Source organism: Butyricimonas sp. RTP31003st1_G1_RTP31003_210430 (genome assembly GCF_040920905.1).
Classification (GTDB): Bacteria; Bacteroidota; Bacteroidia; order Bacteroidales; family Marinifilaceae; genus Butyricimonas; species Butyricimonas paravirosa.
Genome location: NZ_JBCOSQ010000058.1, coordinates 16,379 through 34,061, shown reverse-complemented (window position 1 = coordinate 34,061; position 17,683 = coordinate 16,379). Strand labels below are relative to the sequence as shown.

Genomic DNA, 17,683 nt, shown 5'->3' with positions numbered 1-17,683 from the left:
GGTAAATACTATACTTCTTTCAGTTTGTCTTTCCGTGAACCTTGGTTAGGTGGAAGAAAGCCGAATTCATTGAGTGTATCACTGTATTTCTCTCGGCAAACGGGATATTCCAGTAGTTACCGGAACTCTTATTATATGAGTAATACTTCTCAGATGTACGACTCTCGTCAGTTAATGTTGACTTACGGTCTTAGCGTGGGATTAGGACGACGAATTAACTGGCCGGATAACTGGTTTACGATGTATAATGAGATTTCGTTCCAGCGTTATCAGTTGAAGAATTGGCCGTATTATATCTTCAGTGATGGTAACTCTAATAACTTGTCTATCGCAACGGTTATCAAGAGAAGTTCTATTGACAACCCGTTGTTTACAAGAATGGGGAGTGAATTTACATTCTCATTGACATTGACCCCGCCGTATTCCTTGTTCTCAAACCGTCATTTCGAGGCAGAGAAGGATCAAGTGAAGTATAGATGGATCGAATATCATAAGTGGAAATTCAGCGGAAAGATTTTCATGCCGTTGACTCGTAGTGAGAAACGTCCGTTAGTGTTGTATGCTTCGGCTCAGTACGGGTACTTGGGTTACTATGATAAGAACAAAAAATCTCCGTTCGAGGGATTCGAGATGGGTGGTGACGGAATGTCTGGATATAGCTTGTATGGTAGAGAGTACGTGGGATTGCGCGGTTATGAAAACGGATCATTGACTAATGCCGGTTCATCTTTTATTGCCCCGAAATCTTCAGATGCAAGCTTGTATTCCAAGTTCACGATGGAGTTGCGTTACCCGATTTCTTTGGCACAATCAGCAACGATTTATGCTTTAGGATTCTTGGAAGCAGGTAACTCTTGGTACGAGTTGAAAGATTTTGAACCCTTCAATTTGTATCGTTCTGCCGGCGTCGGTTTGCGTGTATTCCTCCCGATGTTTGGTTTGCTCGGTATTGACTGGGGGTATGGATTTGACGATGTGCCGGGACGTAGTGGTGCTGGTGGTTCACAATTCCACTTCGTGTTAGGACAAGAATTTTAGAAATGGAGTGATTTAGTGATTGCAGGTTTCGTGATTTAATACAATCACATAATCGTAAATCACTGAATCTCTAAATAATTTTGAGCTTCTTTGCATACATTATGTATGTAGGCTAGGAAAAGGAATTTTATTTTATTACTTTTGTAGATCATTTTAAAGACAAACATTATGAAGAATACGTTGAAATTATTTGCTTTAGTAGCATTTATGTTTGCTGCTTTTGCTACTTCTGCTCAAACTGCAAAACCAATTAAGTTAGGTCATCTTGATGTTCAAAAGGTGATGACAAGTATGCCGGAGTTTAAAAAGGCACAGGATGATTTAGCAGCTAAGGAGCAAGAGATTAGAAAAGAATTGACTGCAATGCACGAGAATTATCAAAAATTGATGCAAGAATATCAGGCCAATGCTAAAACACTGACTGAATTAAGCCGTACAGCTAAAGAACAAGAAATTCAAGGATTGGCAGAGAGAATTCAAAACTTTCAACAATTAGCTCAAGAACAAATGGCTAAGACTCAGGAAGATTTATTAGCGCCGATTATTACTAAAATTCAAAATGCAGTTCAAGCCGTAGGTAAAGAAGGTGGTTTCACTTATATTTTTGCTGCAACTCCTAATTTTGGTCAAGGTGCATTATTGTACATGGCTGATAATAGTGAGGATGTGTTACCGCTGGTAAAGAAAAAATTAGGTATTCAATAATTTATATATATAATGAAATAAAGTCGCCCTTTGGGCGGCTTTTTTTTTGCATTCTTTGGGAATAAAAGGTATATTAGCAGCTATAAATTTAATATAATAGACATATGTCTTGTCCGATTGGGGTGTTTGATTCCGGATATGGGGGATTGACGATATTGAAAGATATTGTAAAAGAGATGCCTGAGTATGATTATATTTACTTGGGAGATAATGCCCGTACACCTTATGGAACTCGTTCTTTTGATGTTGTTTACAAGTACACGCGAGAGGCGGTTTTAAAGTTGTTCGGGATGGGGTGTAAGCTGGTTATTCTGGCCTGTAACACGGCCTCGGCGAAAGCACTACGGACGATACAGCAAGTCGATTTGCCCCAGATAGATCCTCAACGAAGAGTGTTAGGGGTTATTCGTCCCAGCGTCGAGGCTGTGGCGGATTTTACCGGGAATGGGCATATCGGTATCTTGGCAACTTCGGGGACCGTGGCGTCTGAGTCGTATTTGTTGGAGATTGCCAAAATTCATTCGGAGAAGGGATTTCTGGTCACGCAGCAGGCTTGTCCCATGTGGGTTCCGATCGTGGAGAATAACGAGATGAATTCTCCGGGGGCGGCTTTCTTTGTACAGAAGTATATAGATACAATTCTGCAAGCTGATTCGCAGATTGACACTCTCGTGTTGGCTTGTACGCATTATCCGTTGTTGAGAAGTGTTATTGACCGCTTTATTCCGGAAGGGATAACCGTCATCCAGCAGGGTGAAATTGTAGCACGAAGTTTGAAAGACTATTTGTGTCGGCACCCGGAGATGGAACGAGAACTTTCCCGGGGGGGGCAGATTGAATTCTTGACCACGGAGAAAGGTGGAATGTTTGATAAGATGGCAGCGCTATTTATGCAGGCGGAAGTGACATCCCGGCATGTAGAACTGTAAAAATAGAGATTCAATAATTTAGAATTTAAAGTTTAGAATTTAGAATGAATGGAATCGCTGTCTTCTTCTATCTAAAATTTAAAATCTAAAATTTAAAATTGTTTTAGGTTATGGACGAGCAGGAAATGATTGAAACGGCTTTCGATGATTTGATAAAATCTTTGCGAAAGGGGACGACAGAGGAGAGTGTGAAAATGATTCGCAGGGCATTTGAATTTGCCCGGGAAGCTCATCAAGGAGTTAGACGTAAGTCAGGGGAACCTTATATATTGCATCCCTTGGCCGTGGCGAAGATTGCGGTAAAGGAGATCGGATTGGGTACGAAATCGGCTGTAGCTGCACTCCTGCATGATGTGGTGGAAGATACCGATTACACGGTAGAGGATATTGCCAATCTTTTTGGCCCTAAAATAGCTTCACTCGTTGACGGGTTGACGAAAATTAGCGAGGTTATGGGGTCTAATACAACCAAGCAGGCCGAGAGTTTTCGTAAGATGATTCTGACGTTGGCAGATGATGTGAGGGTAATTCTGATCAAGATTGCTGACCGTTTGCATAATATGCGAACGCTTGATTCCATGCCGGAACATAAACAAGTGAAGATAGCGAGTGAAACACTCTATATATATGCCCCCTTGGCGCATCGTATGGGATTGCATGCGATCAAGACGGAGTTAGAGGATTTGAGTCTGAAGTACGAGAATCCGGTTGAATACCAGGAACTGGAGAAACGAATTCATGATTACCGGGATGAACATACTGGTTTGTATCAGCAATTTATTGCTCCGATTCGGGAGCGTTTAACAGAGAGTGGGTATCATTATGATATAACAGCACGAACGAAAAGTGTCTATTCTGTGTGGTCCAAGATGCAGCGTAGGCACATTTCTTTTGAAGAGATATATGATTTGCTTGCCGTGAGGATCGTGTTCGATCCGAAGGATAATCAACCGGAGAAATGGCAATGTTGGAATATTTACTCGTTGATTACTGATATGTATAGTCCAAAACCGGAGAGAATCCGGGATTGGGTGAGTGTTCCGAAGGCTAATGGGTACGAGGCCTTACATCTTACCGTTATGGGGCCCGGGGGAAAGTGGATAGAGGTGCAGATTCGTTCCCGTCGGATGGATGAGATTGCCGAGAAGGGATTGGCTGCACACTGGAAATACAAGGGGGATAATGCCGAAGCGAGTAACGAGGTGGACAAGTGGTTGGCGGGTATCAAGGAGATGTTGGAGCAGCCGGGAACTGATGCGTTGGAATTTTTAGATGAATTTAAACTTAATCTTTTTGCCAAGGAGATCCGGGTGTTTACCCCGAAGGGGGAGATGAGAACACTTCCGAAAGGAGCTTCTGTTTTGGACTTTGCTTATGATATTCACACGGAGATCGGGAATTCATGTATAGGCGGTAAGGTGAATCACAAACTGGTCCCGATGAGTCATCGGTTACAGAGTGGCGACCAGGTTGAGGTGCTGACCAGCGATAAACAGAAGCCACAGAGTGATTGGCTTGATTTTATCGTTACTGCTAAGGCTCGGAATAATATACTTATGGTTTTCCGGAGAGAGAAAAAAGAGCAAATCCGTATCGGAACTACCATGTTTGAAAAATTGCTGGAAGATATGAAATTGCCTTTCGGGGCGGAAAATCTGAATAAGGCTTTATTACATTTGAAGTTGCAGCATAAAGATGATCTATACGTGAGTCTTGCTAAAGGACATTTGGACATAGAGGAAGTGCGTAAAGCCTTAAAGAAGAAGTCAGAAAATAAATTTGTCAAGTATTGGAAACTCCAGTTCTTCAAGAGCGACAAGGATAAGCCCGTGCCGGATAAAGAGAAAGAAGAAGAGAAGGGGAAAGTAATTAATGATATTATCGATGATGCTTCTGATTTTATCATTGCTCCGTGCTGTAACCCTATCCCGGGTGACGATGTTGTTGGCATGAAGATTGATGGGGATAAGATTACTGTGCATAAACGGAAATGCCCGGAGGCAATCCGATTGATGTCCAGTTACGGGGACAAAATTGTTCCCGTGAAATGGGTCAGTCACAAGATCATGTCTTTCCTTGCCGTGATCAAATTAAACGGTATTGATAGCATCGGAATCGTGAGTGATATTACGATGATTATATCAAAAGAGAGTAACGTGAACATGAGGACGGTGCATTTTGAAACCAAGGATGGGATTTTCGAGGGGATGATCCATTTGTACGTGCATAACACGGCCGACTTGAATAATTTAATGATGAAGATTGCATCTCTGAAGGGAGTGGAGAACGTTTCTCGGGTAGAGAATTTAGATGTCTAAATTAAATTTTGTCTAAATAAAGATAGAACTTCGGATAATTATTGTAACTTAGCGATGTTGTAAATAGAATTAGCTTTGGACTCAATGGAAAAAATAAAGGAGACGGTAAAAGAGATTTTTACCACTTACCTGCAGCAGAAAGGGCATCGCAAGACGCCAGAGAGATACGCTATTTTAGATGAGATTTATTCTCATTCCGGGCACTTTGATATAGAATCCTTGTACGTATTTATGAAGAATAAAAATTACAGGGTTAGTCGTGCAACATTGTACAATACGATAGATTTGTTGTTGGAATGTAAGCTGGTGATCAAACATCAGTTCGGGAATAATATAGCTCAATTCGAACGAGCATACAATAACCGGAAACATGAACATATTGTATGCAAGGTGTGCGGGAAAGTGGAGGAATTCGCTGATTCACGGTTGGAAGAAATCGTCGAACACGTGGAAGAAAAGTATGATTTTACCGTTCATCATCATATGCTTTATATTTATGGTATTTGCAGCAATTGTAAGTTGGCAGGTAAGAAATAAATATTAATTTTGCACGTTTGTTTCATAAAAATATAGTATCAGATGAAAGTAGATGTATTGTTGGGATTACAGTGGGGAGATGAAGGTAAGGGAAAAGTAGTTGACGTGTTAACCCCGAACTATGATGTCGTGGCTCGTTTTCAAGGAGGGCCTAATGCAGGGCACACGCTTGAATTCGAAGGTCAGAAATATGTACTTCGTTCCATTCCATCCGGAATTTTTCAAGGAGATAAAGTCAATATCATCGGTAATGGTGTCGTGATCGATCCTGCTTTGTTTAAAGCGGAAGCAGAAGCATTGGCGGCGTCTGGTCATGATTTGAAAAAAAGACTTCATATATCCAAAAAGGCACATCTGATTCTGCCGACCCATCGATTTCTTGATGCTGCTTACGAGGCTGCCAAGGGCGATGCTAAAGTGGGGACTACCGGAAAAGGGATCGGACCGACATACACGGATAAAATTAGTAGAAACGGTGTTCGTGTAGGTGATATTCTACATGATTTTGATATAAAATATGCGAAGGCGAAGGCTCGTCACGAACAGATATTGAAAAGTTTAAACTTTGCTTACGATTTAGCGGTAGCGGAGAAAGAGTGGTTGGAAGGAATCGAATATCTGAAACAATTCGAGTTGGTGGATAGTGAACATGAGATTAACCGATTGCTGGATGATGAAAAATCCATTTTGGCCGAAGGGGCTCAGGGAACCATGCTGGATATAGATTTTGGTTCTTATCCTTTTGTAACCTCGTCCAACACGGTTTGTGCCGGGGCTTGTACGGGATTGGGAGTTGCTCCTCATCGTATCGGGGAGGTTTATGGCATCTTCAAAGCATATTGTACCCGCGTAGGTAGCGGACCATTCCCAACGGAACTGGAAAACGAAACGGGAGAAAAACTTTGTGAGTTGGGCCATGAGTTTGGAGCCGTAACTGGTCGTAAACGTCGTTGTGGATGGGTAGATTTGGTGGCGTTGAAATATGCTATCATGATTAATGGGGTAACCCAGTTAATCATGATGAAGAGTGACGTGCTGGATACTTTTGACACGATTTCTGCTTGTGTTGCTTACGAGGTGAATGGAGAAGAGGTTGATTATTTCCCGTATGACATTACGGAAGGAGTAAAACCGATCTATACCGAGTTACCGGGGTGGAAATGTGATATGACAAAAATGACTTCAGAGGATGAATTTCCGGAAGAGTTCAATAATTATTTGGCATTCTTGGAAGAGGAGACCGGGGTTCCGATCAAGATTGTATCTGTGGGACCGGATCGAGAACAAACGATTATTCGCTATATGGAGTAAAGAATATTTCGATAAAATAGAAAGACCGTCTTGCTGTTTGGGCAGGACGGTCTTTTTTCTTTATACAAGAGATTGTAGGTAATATACACCGATTCCGGCCAGATAACCGAGGATTGCAATCCAGGTGATGTGTTTCATGTACCACATGAAATTGATGCGTTCCATGCCCATAACGACGACTCCGGCTGCAGAACCAATGATTAGGATGCTGCCACCGATTCCCGAACAATATGCAAGGAGTTCCCAGAATGTTCCATCCGTCGTGAAATTCATGAGGTATGGTGATAAGGTACCGCTTGTGTGAGTCAAGGGATACATCCCCATGGCGGCAGCGACAAGTGGAACATTATCGATCACGGAGGAAAGAAAACCTATGATCATGTTTATTAGATAAACGTTGTGTATTTTGTCATTTAAGAACGTGGACATTTGGTCAAGTATGCCTGCTATTTGTAAGGCAGCGACAGCCATAAGGATTCCCAAGAAGAATAGGAGGGTGCTGTAATCAACTTTTGTAAGTATGGATGGAATCCGGTGTATCTTTTCCGGGGAAAGGTTTCTTTTTCGATTATAGAGAATTTCCGTGTATGTCCACACGGCTCCTAAGGCTAGCATGATTCCCATGAATGGGGGGAGATTCGTGAATTCTTTAAAAACAGGAACGAATAGGAGGCTGGCAATACCGATGCTTAGGATTGTCATTTGTTCTCTGCGACTGATGGCTAAGGTTGTGTTCGTGTTTGTTGCTTGTTGAGGCTGTGTTTCTCCTTGTAACCGGAAAGTCATGATGACCAATGGAATAATTAATGAAATCAGGCTTGGAAGGAACAGGTGGCGGATAACATTCAGAGAGGTTATGTTGTCATTAATCCAAAGCATAATTGTGGTAACGTCTCCTATCGGGGTCCATGCTCCACCTGCGTTTGCGGCAATAATAACGATACTTCCGAATATCCATCGTTCTTGTTGCTCGTTAACTAGGCGGCGAAGTAACATGATCATGACAATGGCTGTGGTTAAGTTGTCAAGTACAGAAGACATGATAAAAGTAATCAAGGCAATGATCCACAATAATTTTCGTTTATTGCGTGTGGTGATATGGTTCGTGATCAAGGTGAACCCGTTGTGGGTGTCAATCCATTCCACGATTGTCATGGCCCCGAGCAGGTAAAATAAAATCTCGGCGGTATCTCCGAGGTGGTTAATAATTTCATTGTCAGTATGTGGGATGAAAGTCCATAATAGTATTCCTAGAAGGAGTGCTATGGCACTTTTACTGATTCCGGTCTGATGTTCGAGGGCGATCAGAATGTAGCCGCTAATAAATAGAATTACGAGTAATAATGTCATGTCTTGTTGTTGGGTTAATGAAGTTTTTCAATCGTATTGTATCTTTCATACGCAATTTTGCGTAGATTGGTTTATCTTTGTGTGAAGATAAGAATAGAGTAAAGTAGATACGGATATGATGACATGGGATTTTTTCTTTAGGTTATTAGTGGCCGGAGTTTTAGGGGCCATCATAGGTTTGGATCGTGAATACCGGGCGAAGGAGGCGGGATTTAGGACTCATTTTCTGGTGGCCTTAGGTAGTGCGCTTTTTATGATCGTGTCAAAATACGGTTTTTGGGATATTCTTGGGAATACGGGGATCGGTCTTGACCCGAGTCGTATTGCGGCTCAAGTGGTGAGTGGTATCGGTTTTTTGGGAGCGGGGACTATTATTATCCAGAAGTTATTCGTGAGAGGATTGACCACGGCTGCCGGGATATGGGCTACTTCTGCCATTGGACTTGCAGTTGGAGCCGGACAATATTGGCTGGGAATCAGTGCGATGTTGTTGACGTTGTTGGGGTTGGAAGGTTTAGGATATATTTTCCAAAGGATTAGCCAGAGAAATGTATTGTTAATATTTACGACAACAAGTCAAGAGGTAATCAAGGAGGTTACCGATGAGATAAAGCGTAAAAAGCATACGATCAGTTCTTACTCTACCGAGTCGTCCAAGTTGGGAGATATGACTACTTACCGGGTGACGATGGTTATTCGAACCCATAAGACTGGAGATGAAACTTTGCTATTCCAGTTTATACAGCATTTGCCGGATGTGATGATTGATCGGATGGAATAAAAAAAGCGACCTAAGGTCGCTTTTTATTTAATTTCCATGTTTGGAGTGTAGTTTCAGTCGCATCAGACGAAGATCTTCTTCCGAGTAGTCACCTTCGAATTCATCATAGGCATCTCCAATATTGTCGCTTTTAGCTTCCATGAAGTAGTCCATGATCTCTTGTTGTTGTTCTTCATCCAGAATTTGGTTGATGTAGTAATCAATGTTAAGTTTGGTTCCGGAGAAAACGATGGCTTCCATTTCTTTGATCAGTTCTTCGAAGGTAAGGCCTTCTGCGGAGGCAATGTCTTCCAGATCAATTTGGCGGTCAATATTTTGAATGATATATACTTTGAATTTCGATTTGTTGGCAACGGTTTTAACCACCAAGTCTTGCGCTCTTTCGATCTCGTTGTCTTCAACGTATTGTTTGATTACCTCTACGAATTCCTGTCCGTATTTTTGAGCTTTCCCTGTGCCTACACCTTGAATGTTGGCCAGTTCTTCCAACGTGATCGGGTAGTTGGTACACATATCCTCTAGGGACGGATCTTGGAAAATCACGTACGGTGGTAGATTGTTCTTCTTGGCAATCTTTTTCCGTAAATCTTTCAGGATGGCAAATAAAGTGTTGTCGAGTGCTGATACTCCCCCTTTTTCCTGAAGTTTCTCTTCTGATTCTTCAAAATTATGATCTTCCATCAGCATAAAGTCTTTAGGTTCTTTTAAAAATTCGTGGCCCTTTTCAGTTAATTTTATGACCCCGTATTGTTCAATATCTTTTTCTATATAATTAGCAATTAAAGCGCGTCTGAATACCATGTTCCAGAACTGTGCGTTCTTTTCAGAACCGACACCAAAAGATTCCAGTTCATCATGATGATACGATTTTATCATGGAATCGGTTTCCCCGAGAAGAATATTTACCATATGGTCCACCTTGAATTTCTCTTTTACTTCAAGGATGGCATTTAAGGCATCGATCAAGTATTCTTTTCCTTCGAATTCTTTCTTCGGGAACAGGCAGTTGTCACAGGCCCCGCAATTTTCTTCATCATAGTTTTCACCGAAGTAGTGTAACAGTACTTTTCTGCGGCAAAGAGAAGTTTCTGCGTAGGAAACGGTTTCCATGAGAAGTTGTTTCCCAATTTCCTGTTCGGCAATCGGTTTACCCTGCATGAACTTTTCCAGTTTTTGGATGTCTTTGTAGCTGTAAAATGTCAAGCAATATCCTTCACCTCCGTCCCGTCCGGCTCTTCCGGTCTCCTGGTAATATCCCTCAAGACTTTTCGGAATATCATAATGGATGACGAATCGTACGTCCGGTTTGTCAATACCCATACCAAAAGCGATTGTTGCCACGATGACATTGACTTCTTCCATTAGGAATTTGTCTTGATTGGCACTACGGGCCGAGGCATCCATCCCGGCGTGGTAGGAAGCAGCCTTGATTCCGTTCACGCAAAGGACTTCCGTGAGTTCTTCCACTTTTTTACGGCTCAGACAGTAGATAATACCTGATTTGCCTTCATTGTTTTTAATGAATTTGATAATATCTTTTGTCGGGTCTACCTTCGGACGAACCTCGTAATAGAGGTTGGAACGGTTAAAGGAAGACTTGAACACTTGGGCATCCAGCATATCCAGGTTTTTCTGAATATCGTGTTGGACTTTCGGGGTAGCGGTTGCTGTTAAAGCGATAATCGGCGCTTTTCCGATTTGCTCCACGATCGGTCTGATCTTGCGATATTCGGTACGGAAATCGTGTCCCCATTCGGATATACAGTGTGCTTCGTCCACCGCAAAGAAGGAAATATGTACTTTCCGTAAGAATTCAATATTACTCTCTTTGGTCAGTGACTCTGGGGCTACATATAATAGTTTTGTTTTACCACTCAACACGTCTTCTTTCACCTTTAGAATATCATTTTTGCTAAGAGACGAATTCATGAAGTGGGCAACTCCCTCCGATGCGCTGAATGAGCGCATAGCATCAACCTGGTTTTTCATTAAAGCAATTAGTGGTGATATCACTATTGCTGTTCCGTCAAGTATCAAGGCTGGTAACTGGTAACACAAAGATTTTCCTCCCCCCGTTGGCATCAGTACAAACGTGTTGTTTCCGGCGAGGACGTTCTTTATTATCTGCTCCTGGTTCCCTTTGAAGTTATCAAAGCCGAAATACTCTTTTAATTTAGCATGTAAATCTATTTGCAATCCCATTGTTTTTTTTATTTTCACACACCCCATTTTTACACGGGTGCGCAAATTTATAACTTAATTTGTTTCTACAAACAAAATCTTCTATAATAAATCTATCATCACTCGTTTTTGAGCTATCATAAAAAATGATACTTTTGTCCCTAGTAAAGTTATAGCAAAAAATGATAAGTGCAATAGTTTTTTTCTTTTTTTGCTTTAAGGACGACTTTTGAATGAATATTTATAATTAGATAGTCATGGTAGATATAAAATCGGTTGCGCGCAAAGTGATTCAAGATGAGACAGTAGCTGTTCAAAATTTGATAAACTACATAGATGATGATTTTGAGGCGGTCGTTAGATTAATTTATGAAAATAAGGGGCGGGTGATTATCACTGGTATTGGAAAAAGTGCAATTATTGCGACAAAAATCGTGGCAACGATGAATTCCACCGGAACTCCGGCTGTGTTCATGCACGCTGCGGATGCGATTCATGGTGATTTGGGAATGATTCGGGAAGAGGATGTGGTAATTTGTGTTTCTAAGAGTGGAAACACTCCGGAAATAAAAGTTTTGATCCCGTTGATTCGGAATAACGGAAATAATAATATCGTGGCAATGGTGTCAAATACGGACTCTTTTCTGGCTAAGAACTCGCTTTATGTGCTGAAAGCGAAAGTGGAAAAAGAGGCTTGTCCTTTAAATTTAGCTCCGACAAATTCAACTACGGCACAGTTAGTGCTGGGAGATGCATTAGCAATGTGTTTGGTAGAGTGTCGCAGTTTCTCAAGTAGGGATTTTGCGAGATTCCATCCGGGCGGAAGTTTAGGAAAGCGTTTGTACACGCGGGTGTCGGATGTTTACGATGGAACGAATCGGCCTTGCATTACGAGAGAAGCGGGAATCCGCCCCGTGATCTTGGCCATGTCGAAAGGACGTTTGGGAGCGGTGGCTATCGTGGATGGGGAAGAACGTTTGGAAGGAATTATCACGGATGGTGATTTGCGGCGGATGATGGAGAAATACGATGATGTGGACGGGTTGACGGCAAAGGATGTCATGTCAAAATCTCCCAAGACAATATCGGAGGACGAACTGGCGTATAATGCCTACCGGATGATGGAACAGAATAGTATCACTCAACTGGTTGTTGTTGATAAAGATCGTCATTACAAAGGAATGGTACACATACACGACATATTGCGTGAAGGAGTGGTTTAATGTATGATTTGTGGTTGATGATTTATGATGAGGTATTATCTTCATCTTGAATGGTTGTTCCTGATCTGAAATCGTGAATCTGAAATCGTAAATTTTTTTTGTAATGAAATATTTGAAGTTGTGTTTTGTCTTGTTGTTATTGGCGTGGGTGTCTGTTGCAGAGGCGCAGACAACGAAGGTTCGAGGAAAAGTAGTGGATGCAGAAACGGGGGAACCGATGCCATTGGTGAGTATCGTGTTTGTGGGTACCACGATAGGGGTCACGACTGATTTCGATGGGAATTATGATATTGAGACTCGGGAGGAGGTCAGCGAAATTATGGCATCTTTTGTCTCTTATGAACGCCAGACCGTGGCTGTCAAGAAAGGAGCTTTCAACACGATTGATTTTAAACTGGTACCGATCGTGACTCATTTGGACGAGGTGAAGGTAAAACCCGGAGAGAATCCGGCTCACGCGATCTTGCGGAATATTTCAAAGAATAAGAAAAAAAATAACCCGGCCGAGAAGGAATCGTACAGTTATACCACTTATACGAAGATGGAACTGGATATTGCGAACATGAAACCGGAGTTTAAAAATAAGAAGTTACAGAAAAATTTCGGATTTATTTTCCAGTACATGGACACTTCGGCCATCACGGGAAAGGCCTATTTACCCGTGATGATTTCCGAGGCTTCGGCGGATTATTACTATCGTCGTTCTCCTAAATTATCAAGAGAGATCGTGAAAGCGAGCCGGATTTCGGGTATCGAGGAGGATTACAGTCTGGCCCAGTTCACGGGGCATCTACATGTGAATGTCAACTTGTATGATAATTACATTAATATATTCGAGGTGAATTTCGCCAGCCCGTTGAGCGAACACGGGTTGATGTATTACAAGTATTTTCTGGTGGATAGTGTTCAGAAGGAGGGGCGAAAGATATACAAGATCCGTTTTCACCCTAAAGGAAAGTCAACCCCGGTATTTGACGGGGAGGTAAATATTGACTCGACGACATGGGCGTTGGAATCTGCCCGGTTGAGAATGGCGAAAGGGTTGAATGTGAATTGGATTCGGGATTTGGCTATCGAGAACACGAACGAGTTGATAAACGATTCCACCTGGTTTTTAAAACAGGACAAGATATTGGCCGATTTTACCGTGCAGATGAAGGATTCGTCCAAGTTAATCTCGTTTATGGGACATCGTCAGATAGACTACTCTAATGTGCGGGTAAATGAGGATATTCCTACCGAGATACAGAAGTTGGATAATGATGTGATCATTAATAAGGATGTACTTCAAAGTGATGAAAATTACTGGCAATCGGTGCGTCCTTACGAGTTAAGTGAAAAAGAGCAGAATATATATAATATGGTGGACTCGATTAAGAATGTCCCGCTATATAAAAATATATACGATATTATCCAAACAGCTCTGTTGGGATATTATAACACGAAATATATTGGTTTCGGACCTTATTATAAGTTGGTCAGTTTTAACAAGCTGGAGGGGTGTCGTTTTCAACTGGGGGTGAAGACCACGAGTGATTTCAGTAAACACGTGCGACTTTCCGGGTATGGGGCGTACAGTACGAAAGACGGGGAGTTTAAAGGAGGCGGGACTGTCGAGTATATCTTTAATAATCAACCGACTTCTAAGTTGACTTTTAGCGGGAAACATGACGTGTTGCAGTTAGGGGCGAGCGAAAATGCCTTTACCACGGGTAATATATTAAGTTCCATCTTTTCTAGGGGAAATAATGAAAAGTTGACGTTGATTAATTCATTTGACGTGCATTACGAGAAAGAGTGGTGGCAGGGATTTTCGAATTCTTTTGCCTTGGAATACCGCCAGATGTTCCCCACTAAATACGTTGATTTTGTCCGCCCGAACGGGGAGGTCGTGGATCAGATTCATACCACTCAGTTCCGTTTAGGAACGCGTTTGTCCAGAAATGAGATTGTCGTGCGGCAGACCTTTGATAAAGTTTCCATGGGGTCGGATTTCCCGATCGTAGGAATTGATTTGGTAGCAGGGTTGAAAGATATATTGAACGGGGATTACGAGTATTACCGTCTGGAATTGTCCGTGAAACATGATTTTAATATTGCCCCGTTAGGGTACAGTGATATTATGTTATCCGGGGGAAAGATATTTAACAAGGTTCCTTATCCGTTGTTGAAGTTACACGAGGGGAATGCCACCTATTTTTATGATCCTTACGCTTTCTCTTGTATGAATTTCTACGAGTTCGCATCCGATCTATGGGGAGCCGTGTTCTGGGAGCATCATTTTAAAGGATTTTTCTTGAGCAAAATTCCGTTGATGAAACGGCTGAAATGGCGAGAGGTAGCAACGGTGAAAGCCTTGTGGGGTACGTTGTCGGATAAGAATAACGGTAGTCTGCCTAACACGGATGCTATTTTCCGGTTCCCGGAGGGGATGTCCTCCGTGTCAAAGCCTTATATAGAAGCCGGAGTCGGTATTGAGAATATTTTCCGTTTTATCCGGGTAGATGCCATCTGGCGGTTAACGCATCGCGGGGATCGTTCGGGGCAGGATGTGGATAATTTCGCTATCAATTTCTCGTTACATCTAAATTTCTGATATTTTTCAATTTTCAATTTTCAATTTTCAATTGTAAAAGACTATCTTAGCGCGGTAAAATAGTAAGATATGAAATTAAGAGCTGAGGACTTAGTAAAAAAATACAAGAGCCGTACGGTGGTAAAAGGAGTTTCCGTGAACGTGGAACAAGGGGAGATCGTCGGGTTATTGGGACCGAACGGGGCAGGAAAGACCACGTCATTTTATATGATAGTGGGATTGATTAAACCGAATGGGGGACGTATTTTCTTGGATGACACGGAGATCACGACGGAACCCGTGTATCGTCGAGCCCAGCTTGGAGTGGGGTATCTTGCCCAGGAAGCTTCCGTGTTCCGGCAGTTGAGTGTGGAGGATAATATTAAGGCCGTTTTGGAGATGAGTAATTTACCGAAGGATTACCAGCGTCACCGCTTGGAGGAGATGTTGGATGAGTTCGGTTTACAGCATATTCGCAAGAGCAAGGGAATTCAATTATCGGGAGGTGAGCGTCGGCGTACGGAGATTGCGCGGGCTTTGTCGATTGCCCCGAAGTTTATCCTGTTGGACGAACCTTTTGCCGGTGTGGACCCGATTGCCGTGGAGGATATCCAGAGTATCGTGATCAAGTTGAAGGAGAAAAATATCGGGATTCTGATCACGGATCACAACGTGCAGGAGACATTATGTATCACCGATCGGGCTTATTTGTTGTATGACGGGCGGATTTTACAATCCGGCTCTGCGGAGGATTTGGCTAATGATCCGGAAGTTAGAAGGGTTTATCTGGGAAAAAACTTTGAATTACGCAGGAAAAAATAAAAAAACGGTCAAATCGTTTTGCTTTTCACGAAAAAGCAATATATTTGCACCGTCAAAATAGCAAGCGGGCGTGGCGAAACTGGTAGACGCACTAGACTTAGGATCTAGTGCCGCAAGGCGTGGGGGTTCGAGTCCCTTCGCCCGCACTTGAAGAGATGGCCGCCTTACAATGAGGTGGCCTTTTTGTTTGTTTTATCAATTATTGTATTATCATAGAGAAGTATGAATGTAACAAAGAACCAAATCGACGATCTTAATGCAACCATTAAGATTCAATTGGATAAGGATGATTACGCAACTCGCGTGAGCGACGCGTTGAAAGATTACCAGAAGAGAGCGGTGATTGATGGTTTCCGGAAAGGAAAGACTCCTTTCGGGATTATCAAGAAAATGTACGGTAAAGCCGTTTTGATTGAGGAGATCAACAAGTTGATCGGAGAGAGTTTGTCTAATTATATCCAAGAGAACGATTTGAATATCTTGGGTGAACCACTTCCGAGTGAAACGGAACAGAAAGAGTTGAATCTGGACGAGGAAAGTTTTGAGTTCGTTTATGATATTGCTTTGTCTCCCGCGATGAACGTGAAGTTAAGCAAAAGAGAGAAAGTTCCTTATTACATCATCAAGGTGGATGATGAAATGATAGACAAACAGATTGAAAGCATCTGCAAGAGTAATGGCGAATTGACCCCGGTTGACACGATTGAGGGATCAGAATACGTGAAGGGTGAGTTGATCGAGTTGGGAGAAGATGGAAAACCGAAAGAAGGTGGAATTCATGTTGAGGATGCCTCTTTATCTGTAGAACACATGAAAGATGAAGAGCAGGTGAAAATCTTTACCGGTAAGCAGGCTGGAAACGAGGTGATTTTCAATCCGTCAAAAGCTTATCCGAATAAAACGGATTATGCCGCTTTGTTACAAGTAAGCAAGGAAGAAGCCGAGCATATTACTTCTGATTTCTGTTTTATCATCAGCGAGATCAAACGTTACGTTGAGGCAGAAGTAAATCAGGCTTTATTTGATAAAGTTTACGGGGAAGGTAATGTGAAGAGCGTTGAGGAGTTCCGTGCCCGCGTGAAAGAAGACTTGGCTAAACAGTTCAAAGCTCATAGCGAGTACCGTTTGACGGTAGACGCTCGTGACAAGATGTTGAAGAAAAACGAGGATGTGGTTCTTCCGGAGACATTCTTGAAACGCTGGATGTTGGCTACCAATAAAGAATTGACCCAAGAGGCTGTCGATAAAGATTTCGATTCTTACCGGGATGAATTCAAATGGCAGTTGATCAAGGGGGATATGATCAAGGAAAATAGTATAAAAGTTGAAGACGAAGATATGAAGGCTGTTGGGCGTGAAGTTGCCGCCGCTCAATTACAACAATACGGATTGTACGGTTTATCTGACGAGCAATTGGATGGTTTTGCCGTTCGTTTGCTTGAGAATGAGAAACAACGTGCCAGTCTTTACGACCGTGCATTGGAAAATAAGATTTTCAGTGTTATTAAGGAGGGCGTGAAACTGGAAGAACAAGAAATATCCATGGACGATTTCGGCAAATTGTTCGAAAAGTAATTAAGACCATATAATGGTGACCCCGTCTCGTTGAGGCGGGGTTATTTTTTTACCTGAAAGTTTGTCGGAAATGTTCCTGTGATGCTCCGTACTTTCGCTATAGTTCCACTATAGTTTCGGTAAGAGGTTAACGATAGGTCAACGAAAGGTTAACGAAAGGTTATCGATGTTTACAGTTGATTCTTTGTCGTGTTTTTACTGATGTTTGATTGATATATTAACGAGACACCGGTGTAACTTACCAGTAATATATATGCGAGTTACTTGAAATATGGGAAAGCGGAAAATCGGTTGGGAAATAAGAAATGGACATAAAAAAAGCTATCCTTCAAGGATAG

12 protein-coding genes, 1 tRNA gene and 1 pseudogene are annotated in these 17,683 nt (G+C 42.1%); 12 read left to right on the top strand and 2 right to left on the bottom strand.

Going from position 1 to position 17,683, the window contains the following annotated elements; translation table 11 throughout:
* The 6 genes and pseudogenes from AB5542_RS16080 to AB5542_RS16055 form a co-directional block, all read left to right on the top strand.
* Positions 1 to 1,038 (top strand): annotated as a pseudogene (locus tag AB5542_RS16080) (outer membrane protein assembly factor BamA); the annotation flags it as partial.
* A gap of 168 nt (positions 1,039 to 1,206) precedes the next feature.
* Positions 1,207 to 1,743, top strand: a complete 537-nt coding sequence (locus tag AB5542_RS16075) for an OmpH family outer membrane protein (protein ID WP_087421714.1) — start codon at positions 1,207 to 1,209, stop codon at positions 1,741 to 1,743.
* A gap of 104 nt (positions 1,744 to 1,847) precedes the next feature.
* A complete protein-coding gene (gene murI, locus AB5542_RS16070) occupies positions 1,848 to 2,672 on the top strand; it encodes a glutamate racemase (RefSeq protein WP_087421715.1) in 825 nt (274 codons plus the stop codon).
* 110 nt (positions 2,673 to 2,782) lie between these two features.
* Positions 2,783 to 4,990 (top strand): RelA/SpoT family protein, encoded by a 2,208-nt coding sequence (locus AB5542_RS16065; protein ID WP_087421716.1) that lies wholly within the window; start codon positions 2,783 to 2,785, stop codon positions 4,988 to 4,990.
* A gap of 84 nt (positions 4,991 to 5,074) precedes the next feature.
* Positions 5,075 to 5,527: a Fur family transcriptional regulator gene (locus tag AB5542_RS16060; RefSeq protein WP_087421717.1), complete on the top strand. Its 453-nt coding sequence runs from the start codon at positions 5,075 to 5,077 to the stop codon at positions 5,525 to 5,527.
* Positions 5,528 to 5,569: 42 nt separating this feature from the next.
* On the top strand, positions 5,570 to 6,838 hold the full coding sequence (locus AB5542_RS16055; RefSeq protein WP_124316586.1) for an adenylosuccinate synthase: 1,269 nt from the start codon (positions 5,570 to 5,572) through the stop codon (positions 6,836 to 6,838).
* Positions 6,839 to 6,898: 60 nt separating this feature from the next.
* On the opposite strand, the gene nhaD is transcribed toward AB5542_RS16055, so the two are convergent.
* Positions 6,899 to 8,188: a sodium:proton antiporter NhaD gene (nhaD, locus tag AB5542_RS16050; RefSeq protein WP_270542823.1), complete on the bottom strand. Its 1,290-nt coding sequence runs from the start codon at positions 8,186 to 8,188 to the stop codon at positions 6,899 to 6,901.
* 118 nt (positions 8,189 to 8,306) lie between these two features.
* Between nhaD and AB5542_RS16045 the strand changes: the two genes are divergently transcribed.
* Positions 8,307 to 8,969 (top strand): MgtC/SapB family protein, encoded by a 663-nt coding sequence (locus AB5542_RS16045; protein WP_162613838.1) that lies wholly within the window; start codon positions 8,307 to 8,309, stop codon positions 8,967 to 8,969.
* Between the two features lie 27 nt (positions 8,970 to 8,996).
* Here the strand turns inward: AB5542_RS16045 and recQ are convergent, their stop codons facing one another.
* Positions 8,997 to 11,171: a DNA helicase RecQ gene (gene recQ, locus AB5542_RS16040; RefSeq protein WP_124316591.1), complete on the bottom strand. Its 2,175-nt coding sequence runs from the start codon at positions 11,169 to 11,171 to the stop codon at positions 8,997 to 8,999.
* 236 nt (positions 11,172 to 11,407) lie between these two features.
* Here recQ and AB5542_RS16035 point away from each other — a divergent pair, with 236 nt between their 5' ends.
* From AB5542_RS16035 to tig, 5 genes are all read left to right on the top strand, one after another.
* The gene (locus AB5542_RS16035) at positions 11,408 to 12,373 is read left to right on the top strand and encodes an SIS domain-containing protein (RefSeq protein ID WP_288215214.1); all 966 of its coding nucleotides are present in this window, start codon (positions 11,408 to 11,410) and stop codon (positions 12,371 to 12,373) included.
* A 103-nt stretch (positions 12,374 to 12,476) separates the two neighbouring features.
* Complete coding sequence (locus AB5542_RS16030; protein WP_087421722.1) at positions 12,477 to 14,969, top strand: DUF5686 and carboxypeptidase-like regulatory domain-containing protein; 2,493 nt, start codon at positions 12,477 to 12,479, stop codon at positions 14,967 to 14,969.
* Between the two features lie 69 nt (positions 14,970 to 15,038).
* Positions 15,039 to 15,770, top strand: a complete 732-nt coding sequence (gene lptB, locus AB5542_RS16025; protein ID WP_087421723.1) for an LPS export ABC transporter ATP-binding protein — start codon at positions 15,039 to 15,041, stop codon at positions 15,768 to 15,770.
* Between the two features lie 64 nt (positions 15,771 to 15,834).
* Positions 15,835 to 15,916 (top strand) — tRNA-Leu (locus AB5542_RS16020).
* 76 nt (positions 15,917 to 15,992) lie between these two features.
* The gene (tig, locus tag AB5542_RS16015) at positions 15,993 to 17,345 is read left to right on the top strand and encodes a trigger factor (RefSeq protein ID WP_087421724.1); all 1,353 of its coding nucleotides are present in this window, start codon (positions 15,993 to 15,995) and stop codon (positions 17,343 to 17,345) included.
* Positions 17,346 to 17,683 lie beyond the last annotated feature (338 nt).

What these genes read in the sequence shown, in the direction of transcription:
- AB5542_RS16075 (WP_087421714.1), top strand. Translation starts at nt 1,207, where the DNA reads ATGAAGAATACGTTGAAATTATTTGCTTTAGTAGCATTTATGTTTGCT.
- murI (WP_087421715.1), top strand. Translation starts at nt 1,848, where the DNA reads ATGTCTTGTCCGATTGGGGTGTTTGATTCCGGATATGGGGGATTGACG.
- AB5542_RS16065 (WP_087421716.1), top strand. Translation starts at nt 2,783, where the DNA reads ATGGACGAGCAGGAAATGATTGAAACGGCTTTCGATGATTTGATAAAA.
- AB5542_RS16060 (WP_087421717.1), top strand. Translation starts at nt 5,075, where the DNA reads ATGGAAAAAATAAAGGAGACGGTAAAAGAGATTTTTACCACTTACCTG.
- AB5542_RS16055 (WP_124316586.1), top strand. Translation starts at nt 5,570, where the DNA reads ATGAAAGTAGATGTATTGTTGGGATTACAGTGGGGAGATGAAGGTAAG.
- nhaD (WP_270542823.1), bottom strand. Translation starts at nt 8,188, where the DNA reads ATGACATTATTACTCGTAATTCTATTTATTAGCGGCTACATTCTGATC.
- AB5542_RS16045 (WP_162613838.1), top strand. Translation starts at nt 8,307, where the DNA reads ATGACATGGGATTTTTTCTTTAGGTTATTAGTGGCCGGAGTTTTAGGG.
- recQ (WP_124316591.1), bottom strand. Translation starts at nt 11,171, where the DNA reads ATGGGATTGCAAATAGATTTACATGCTAAATTAAAAGAGTATTTCGGC.
- AB5542_RS16035 (WP_288215214.1), top strand. Translation starts at nt 11,408, where the DNA reads ATGGTAGATATAAAATCGGTTGCGCGCAAAGTGATTCAAGATGAGACA.
- AB5542_RS16030 (WP_087421722.1), top strand. Translation starts at nt 12,477, where the DNA reads ATGAAATATTTGAAGTTGTGTTTTGTCTTGTTGTTATTGGCGTGGGTG.
- lptB (WP_087421723.1), top strand. Translation starts at nt 15,039, where the DNA reads ATGAAATTAAGAGCTGAGGACTTAGTAAAAAAATACAAGAGCCGTACG.
- tig (WP_087421724.1), top strand. Translation starts at nt 15,993, where the DNA reads ATGAATGTAACAAAGAACCAAATCGACGATCTTAATGCAACCATTAAG.